Source organism: Mesorhizobium sp. B2-9-1 (assembly GCF_006439455.1).
GTDB lineage: Bacteria > Pseudomonadota > Alphaproteobacteria > Rhizobiales > Rhizobiaceae > Mesorhizobium.
Genome location: NZ_VFTP01000020.1, coordinates 78,942 through 86,201, shown reverse-complemented (window position 1 = coordinate 86,201; position 7,260 = coordinate 78,942). Strand labels below are relative to the sequence as shown.

The window sequence follows — 7,260 nt, the reverse complement described above, 5'->3', positions numbered from 1 at the left end:
GGCTGGGGATGAGCGTTCGATAGCTGCGGCGAGTCACTTATTCAGCCCGCCGTAACCGCTCGCCAAGCCCGGCCAATTGCTCTATGCTCCGGTCACATGCCGGTATCGAGATCGGGTTGTCCTGGCGGGGGCGTTCCATGTTCGAAGTCGTCGCATTCTGGCGAAAAATGCGAGCCAAGGCCGCGGCTTTTGGCTTGGTCGTTGCCGCGCTGCTGGTCTTCGGATCGCAGGTTGCGGGCGCCGCGCCGAACTGGACGCTCGATCCGTCCGCGTCGGCGCTCACCTACCAGTCGGTCAAGAAGAACACGATCGTCGAGACCAACAGGATCAGGAACATCACCGGCACGCTGAGTTCCGCCGGCGACGCCAGGATCAGCTTTGACCTCAATTCCGTCGATACGGGTGTCGACCTGCGCAACGTTCGCATGCGCTTCCTGTTTTTCGAGACATTCACCTATCCGACGGCCGAAGTGACGGCGAAGGTGGATCCGGCAGCGTTCGCCGATCTGCCGGCCAAGCGCCGGGTGAAGACGACATTGCCGTTCCGCCTCAGCCTGCATGGCGTCGACAAGGATCTCGAGGCAAGCGTCGTCGTCACCATGATCAGCGACACCCAGGTTTCCGTCGCTTCGGAGGCGCCCGTCGCGGTCCATGTCGAGGATTTCGGGCTCTTGCCCAACATCGACAAATTGCAGCAGGCGGCAAACGTGACCAACATCGTGCCCACGGCGTCGGTGTCCTTCGATTTCGTCTTCACCGCGGACGGCGCCAAGCCGGCCGCCGTGCAGACCGTTGCGGCCTCGACCGCCGAGGTCGGTCCCGTCGCCACCGATGCCGCGAAGGCCAATTTCAGCGACGAGGAGTGCCTCAACCGGTTTGCCGTGCTCTCGCGCACCGGCGCCATCTATTTCCGCCAGGCGAGCGCGAGGCTCGACGCCAAGAGCCGCCCGCTGCTGGCGGAGGTCGAGGGCGTCGTCGGCAAATGCCCGGCCCTCAAGGTCGAAGTGTCCGGCTACACCGATTCCGACGGATCGGCCGAGGCGAACAAGGCGCTCTCCGAGCGGCGCGCCCAGGCGGTCGCCGATGCGCTCGTCGCCGACGGCGTGCCGCGCAACCAGATAAGCTCGACCGGCTATGGCGAGGACAAGCCGGTCGCCGCCAACGACACGCCCAAGAACAAGGCGCTCAACCGGCGGATCGAATTCTCCGCCAGCAAGTTCGCCAACTGAGGTGGCGGTGGGTTCCGGTCCGATCGTCTTTTGCAGTGGCCTGCTTCGCGCTGTGGGACTTGTGGCGCTTGCCCTGATTCTGACGATGGCCGCCGCCAATGCCGAGCGTCGCGTCGCGCTCGTGCTCGGCAACTCGCAATATCAGCACGCGGCGCCGCTCGCCAATCCGGCGCGGGATGCGCAGGCCATGGCCGATCGGCTCAAGGACCTCGACTTCGAGGTGGTCTCCGGCTTCGACCTCACCAAGCAGCAGACACAGACTACGGTCGCGCAGTTTGCCAAGCAGGTGCGGGGCGCCGACATTGCGCTTTTCTTCTATGCCGGCCATGGCCTGCAGGTCTCCGGCAAGAATTATCTGCTTCCGGTCGACGCCGCGCTCGAAGACGAGACCTCGCTCGATTTCGAGGCCGTCTCGGTCGATTTCGTCCTGCGCCAGATGTCGCGCGAGACCAGCATAAGACTGGTTTTCCTGGACGCTTGCCGCGACAATCCGCTTGCCGACGTGCTGGCGAAGACCGCCGGCATCAAGGGCGCAAGCAGCGGCCTCGCCGAGATCCCGATCGAGAATGGCGGCGCCGGCACGCTGGTCGCCTTCGCCGCAAGTCCGAACCAGCTCGCCTATGACGGTTCGGGCGACCACTCGCCGTTCACCACGGCGCTGCTCCAGCATATCGGCGAAGCCAACGTCTCCATCACCGAAGCGATGAACAGGGTGACCAGCGATGTCTTCAAGGCGACCGCCGGCAAGCAGCGCCCCTGGATCAACGTCTCGCTGACCACCGAGGTCGTCCTGCACAGGATCGATCTCAATGCGCCGCTGATCGTCGGCGAGGCGGGTACGCCGCAGGCCGAAGCGGGCTCCGGGACGCGCAACACCGGCGCGGCGTCCGATCAGACCGACGACCAGCTTGCGCTCAATGTGCTGCGTGAAAGGATCCCGAAGCTGGCGACGGACGGCCCGATCTTCTTCGATCGCCCCGTCAAGTTCGGCGACCCGGCGATCGACGGCAAGAGCATAGCCCAACTGATCAAGGGACAACCGCTTTTCAGTCCGGTCGAAGGCCTCGACAAATCGGTCTGGCAAGGCAAGCACTGCGACGGCTGCCACGAGTGGAACGAGACCCGCCTCTGCGAGCAGGCGAAGAATTTCGCCGCCAACGACGTCTCCGTGCTGCGCCTGCAGCATCCGCTCGGCACGCGCTTCAAGGTCGCTTTGGCCAGGTGGGCGCAAGGCGGCTGTAAATGATCGTGAATTGGGACTTCGCAGCCCTGCATGGCGGTGGGCCCTAATAGGCGTCGACCGATTGCCGCTGCGCCTCCATCTCCACCATCTGGATGCCCATATCGACGAAGGCCGAAAGCACGCCAAAGCGGTCCGCGGTCGAGACGCGCGCCAGCCCCGCCAGGATCCCGGCGTTGACGGCGTGGGCGGCGGGAAATCCAGTCGACAGCATATCGAAGGCCGGGTCGCGCCAAGCCGCGGACAGAGCGATCCAAGCAGCCGGCGTCGTCGGCGACGGATCGACCGCATCGCCGAGCGCCGTTCGATGGCGGGGATTGCCCGGCTCGCCGACCCAGTCATTGACGAGCGCCAGCAATTCGAGGTCCCTATCGGCAAGGAGTTCTGAGAGATGGCTGAGGCATTCATGCCCCCACCAGACCGCGGCGCGTTCCGGCAGGAGATAGGCACAGAACGTGACGGCCTCCTCCGGCACGCGCCCAGCGAGCAGGGCGCGGCAGAACTCAAGCGGGGATTGATTGGCGGCCGGCGATTTCATGTCCCGGGCGATCGCGGGACAGGCAAGAAAGAGATCCCTTGCGGTTCTGTATCCGAGTTCGTTGGCCATGGCTGCCAAACCCCGAGAGCCAGCTGACAACCACTCAAGCCTTTAGCCGAGAGCCGGTCAAGCCTTAGAGCCGGATGAACCCGTCTCTAAATCAAAGAACTAGAGCATGATGTCGCCCGAAACCGCTTCATATTTTTCGGCATCATGCTCCAGCTTTTAGCAGGTGGCGGCCATCGGCAACGTGCGCTTGTTCACAGACAATCGCTTCAAGATTTGATATGGTGCGCCAGCGAAACCCGCTCAAACAGGAGTGACGGTCATGCGGTGGGGCAGCTCAGCCTTGGCATTGGCGACCGTGCTTTTTTCAACGCACGTTTATGCCGATCCGCTACAGAAATCGGAAGACATCGTGAAGTTCTTCGCCGGCCAGAGCAATCTCGGCGCGTCGCGCGGTATCTGCGTCGGCACCGAGGAAGAGTGCAAGAGCAAGGCCGACAAGAACGAGGCGCCCCAAAAGGGCAGCCTCGACATGATGATCAATTTCGCCCTGGATTCGGCCCAGCTCGACCAGACCGCGCGCACGGAGCTGGACGAGTTCGCCAAGGCGCTGAAGGACAATAGGTTGAGCACGTTCAGCTTCGTCGTCGAAGGCCACACCGACGCGACCGGAACGGATCGCTACAACCAGGACCTGTCACAGCGAAGGGCGCAATCGGTGGCGGCCTTCCTGACGGCGAACGGCGTTCAACCGACCCGCCTCGCGCCGATCGGATTGGGCAAGTCGCATCCGCGCGTCGCCAATCCCTACGATCCGGTCAACCGCCGGGTGGAAATGCGGATCAGGACGCAATAGGCGGCCGGCCCTGTCTCCGGACGGCTCATGGCGAGACTGCCGGCCCGCCGACCGGCCGGGCTTTGTCCTCTGTCAGTTCTTGAGCGCACCGCCTACCGCGATGCCGGTGCCGAAGATCAGCGCCTTGGTCATTTCCGTGAAATCAGCGCAAACGCCGGGGAGTGGTTGAAGCCGCCCCAACGTCGTCATTCTATGGCGAAGCAAGGAGCGAAGCGACGCGGCGCAGACCATAGAATCCATTCCGTGACGTTGAGGCGCCGCCACGGTGCAGAATTCTGCTCCGTTGCACGCCTTGGCGAAGGTAACGGCATGGATTCCAGGGTCTTCGCGACGGAGCTTCGCTCCTGCTCCGCCCTGGAATGACGATCGCGATGGGCGTTTCGGCCAATCTCCAACGCATGCCGCCTGCCAACGCAAACAGAGCCGACCGGTCAAAGTCCCTGTGCAGGGCCACTAGCTAGCCGGGCTCCAGCGTGTTCTGGATCGAACTTATCAGCACAGTGATCGCCTGCTTGTATTTTTCGAATTCCGGAGACGTCTGCCGGATTTCGGTCGTGGTCGTCGCCGGCTGGCTTTGGTCGGTCACCACGCGCGGCGCTTTCTGCCCCATTTTCCGCTCGGCCCAGTCCACAACATAACTGGCGGTCTTGCCGGTAAGGAACGGGTTGGCCTGGATGACGGCTGATCCCAGAACCGCGGTCAATTGCGACGAGCCCGGCGCCGCCAGCACCTGATGCGCCCCTTCCATGCCGAGGAAATGGCAAAGATAGAGGCGACCGGCGGTGATCTGGTGGCCGCGGGCGCGCAGATAGGCTTCGCCTTCGCGCGCCAGGTTGCGCACCATCTCGCGCGACAGCGTCGCGTCGTAGCGGAGCGCCAAAAGGTCGGCGGTCGAAAGCGAGCGGGCGAGATCGGGACGATAGGTGTTCATCATCCGGATCCAGGTCTTGGAGATGAACTGGCCGGCGCCGGTCGCCGACGAAAGCGGGTTCTTGGCACGGGCGCTGCCGCCGCTTTCGACATGCACGATCCGGTCGGTCAGCGTCTCGACGGCGGAATCGGCCGAACCGCCGGAACTGACGGAAACGGCGGTGGCAACCGAAGTGACCGTGCCCAGCGGATCGATGGCCTCGCCATTCTGATAGAGCTCGAAATGCAAATGCGGCCCGGTCGAAAGTCCGGTGGTGCCGATATAGCCGATGACGTCGCCGGCCTTCACGTTGGTGCCGACCCCGCTGGCGATGGCGAATTTCTGCATATGCGCATAACGCGTCTCGCGGCCGTTGGCATGCGTGATCTTCACCAGATTGCCGTAGCTGCCGCCATCGCCCTGGAAGGAGATCGCGCCGTCGAAGGCGGCCATCACCGGCGTGCCGACCGGCGCCGCCCAGTCGACGCCCTTGTGGATTCGAACCGTACCGAGGATCGGATGCTTGCGCGGGCCGAAGGTCGAGGTCATCACTCCGGCGACCGGTGTGACCATGCCGTTGGTGACGGTCAGCGAGCGGACCTGATCGTCGCCCGTCACGCAGGCATACTGGCCGTCGCTCTGCTGGAAGACGAAACAGTCAAGGCTCTTGTCCGTGCCCTGGACGCCGACATAGAGCACCCGCCCGGAGATCTCCCCTTGGCCGCGCGGCGTCTGCGAATAGATCAGCACCAGGCGCTGGTCCTCGCTCGCGAAGGCGTCGAGGTCCTGCCCCCTTGACAGATACATGATCGCCTCGCCGATGACGCTGGTCGGCACCTTGTTGCGTGCTGCCGTCGAATAGATCGCGTCGAGCAGGCGGTACTGCCGCTTGGGCCCGCCCTGGTCCGAGGCGCCGGAATAGTTGAAGAGGTCCTCGCGGACCCAGGGGTCGACGCCCGACACGAAGGCGCCGGCCGCATTGCGCGTCAGCGTGCCGACATAGACATTCTTGGCGTAGATCGAGACCTGCATCAGCGACATGGTGGTCGTCTCGCGGTTCGGACGGAACCCGCGCATGGCAACCACAAAGCCGGGCTCCAGCCCGTCGCGGTTGAACAGCGTCTTCAGCGCCTCGCCCGCAAGCTTCGCGTCCTCGGCGGAGAAATGCGCGTCGAGCGCCACGCTGTCCAGGCTGCGGTCGTTGAGGATCTTCACGAAGGTGTCCTCAGTCGCCTCGAAGCGCTGGTATTCGCTGGCGACGGTCGCAACGGTCGTGTTGTTCTCGACCGCGGTCTTCTTGAAAGCCGGGAGCGCGGCTTCGCCCTGGTCGATGGTCTCGCCCCAGCCGGCCTCGGGGTCGTCGGCGTCGGCCTTGGGCGCCGGGCCGGCGTCGCTCTCGTCCGGCGCCGCCTGGAGGTCGTTCTCGAGGTCACCTTGCGGATCGCCCTGTTGATCGTCTGGCGCCGCGGCAGAAGCGGGCGGTGCCGGTTGCGCGTGGTCGGGTGTCGCTGCCGAAGGCTTGGAAGCGGCCTGCCGCTGCGCCTGGAAGAAGGCGAAATCCTCCTGCGTCGACGGGATCGTCGTCATGAACTTCTCGCTGGCGCTCAGCATCACGTCGGACAGGATCTCGATCTGCGGCGAAGCCCCGGAACTGTCGAGCTCAGCTGGTCGGACGACGGTCTTGCCCTTCGTCGCGCTGTCGGCATCGGGCGCCAGCGTGATCCACATCGGATCGCCGGCGAGATCGATGATCGCCGGCACATAGACCGAGGCATCGGGGGGCACGTCTTCCATGCCCTCGACGGGATGCAGCTCCTCGTCCTCGTCGCCGAACGACCAATACTCCTTGGTCAGGTAGAAGCCGGTGGCCAAAGCGACGACGGCGAGCGTTGCGGCCCCTGCAAGGATTCCGCGCCAGAGCTTGCGCCGGCGCTCGGCCACGCGCGCCAGCTTCTTCTGTTTGAAGCTCGTGTCGATCGCGTGCGTCACGGGCTGCTTCCGGTCAGGAAGTAGGTCCAGCGCACCTGCTCCTGCGTATCGACCTCGACGAAGCGCGCCGCGATATGGCCGCGCTGCCAGCACTCCTCGATGCCGCGGATCGAGAAGCGCCGCCGGTCGATGCACATCTCGGTCGATCCGTTGAGGATCGCGTGGCCGAAGACGTCCGTCGCATAGAGGTAGATGTAGCGGTTGGCCAGCTCCTCGCGGATGACGTTGACGCACTGGTTGGCGCCGATGGTCCACCAGCCGTCCGTCTGGTCGGCATTGTCGACTTTCTGTCCGACCGCGAGATTGACGACGTCGAGCGTCTGGTTGCAGACGGTGAATTCGGCATGCGCCTTGGCGGGCGAAAGGATCGAGAACAGCGCCGCGCCGAGCAGCGCCGCAAGCGTCATGCGGCTCGGCAACGGGAATCGGAGCCGGCTACGCTGCTTGCGTGGCGAGGGCCGGCTCGAGGTACGCAGGGTGCGAAGGTCCATC

6 protein-coding genes are annotated in these 7,260 nt (G+C 64.5%); 3 read left to right on the top strand and 3 right to left on the bottom strand.

The annotated features are described in order from the left end of the window. The first annotated feature begins 137 nt into the window (after positions 1-137). Together FJW05_RS24370 and FJW05_RS24365 are read left to right on the top strand one after the other, a co-directional pair. Complete coding sequence (locus FJW05_RS24370) at positions 138-1,229, top strand: OmpA family protein (protein WP_140636351.1); 1,092 nt, start codon at positions 138-140, stop codon at positions 1,227-1,229. A gap of 85 nt (positions 1,230-1,314) precedes the next feature. Next, positions 1,315-2,475 carry a caspase domain-containing protein gene (locus FJW05_RS24365; protein WP_246673624.1) on the top strand — a complete coding sequence of 387 codons (1,161 nt, stop codon included), beginning with the start codon at positions 1,315-1,317 and terminating at the stop codon, positions 2,473-2,475. 40 nt (positions 2,476-2,515) lie between these two features. Here the strand turns inward: FJW05_RS24365 and FJW05_RS24360 are convergent, their stop codons facing one another. Beyond that, positions 2,516-3,007: a hypothetical protein gene (locus tag FJW05_RS24360; RefSeq protein WP_246673623.1), complete on the bottom strand. Its 492-nt coding sequence runs from the start codon at positions 3,005-3,007 to the stop codon at positions 2,516-2,518. A 328-nt stretch (positions 3,008-3,335) separates the two neighbouring features. Between FJW05_RS24360 and FJW05_RS24355 the strand changes: the two genes are divergently transcribed. Further along, the gene (locus FJW05_RS24355; RefSeq protein ID WP_181165059.1) at positions 3,336-3,869 is read left to right on the top strand and encodes an OmpA family protein; all 534 of its coding nucleotides are present in this window, start codon (positions 3,336-3,338) and stop codon (positions 3,867-3,869) included. A 457-nt stretch (positions 3,870-4,326) separates the two neighbouring features. Here the strand turns inward: FJW05_RS24355 and FJW05_RS24350 are convergent, their stop codons facing one another. Next, a complete protein-coding gene (locus FJW05_RS24350; protein ID WP_140636345.1) occupies positions 4,327-6,768 on the bottom strand; it encodes a M23 family metallopeptidase in 2,442 nt (813 codons plus the stop codon). Further along, complete coding sequence (locus FJW05_RS24345) at positions 6,765-7,259, bottom strand: DUF1036 domain-containing protein (RefSeq protein WP_181165058.1); 495 nt, start codon at positions 7,257-7,259, stop codon at positions 6,765-6,767. Before FJW05_RS24345 ends, FJW05_RS24350 begins: the two co-directional genes overlap by 4 nt. Position 7,260: the final 1 nt, after the last annotated feature.

Coding starts and splice junctions, on each gene's coding strand:
- FJW05_RS24370 (WP_140636351.1), top strand. CDS start 138: ATGTTCGAAGTCGTCGCATTCTGGCGAAAAATGCGAGCCAAGGCCGCG.
- FJW05_RS24365 (WP_246673624.1), top strand. CDS start 1,315: ATGGCCGCCGCCAATGCCGAGCGTCGCGTCGCGCTCGTGCTCGGCAAC.
- FJW05_RS24360 (WP_246673623.1), bottom strand. CDS start 3,007: ATGAAATCGCCGGCCGCCAATCAATCCCCGCTTGAGTTCTGCCGCGCC.
- FJW05_RS24355 (WP_181165059.1), top strand. CDS start 3,336: ATGCGGTGGGGCAGCTCAGCCTTGGCATTGGCGACCGTGCTTTTTTCA.
- FJW05_RS24345 (WP_181165058.1), bottom strand. CDS start 7,259: ATGGACCTTCGCACCCTGCGTACCTCGAGCCGGCCCTCGCCACGCAAG.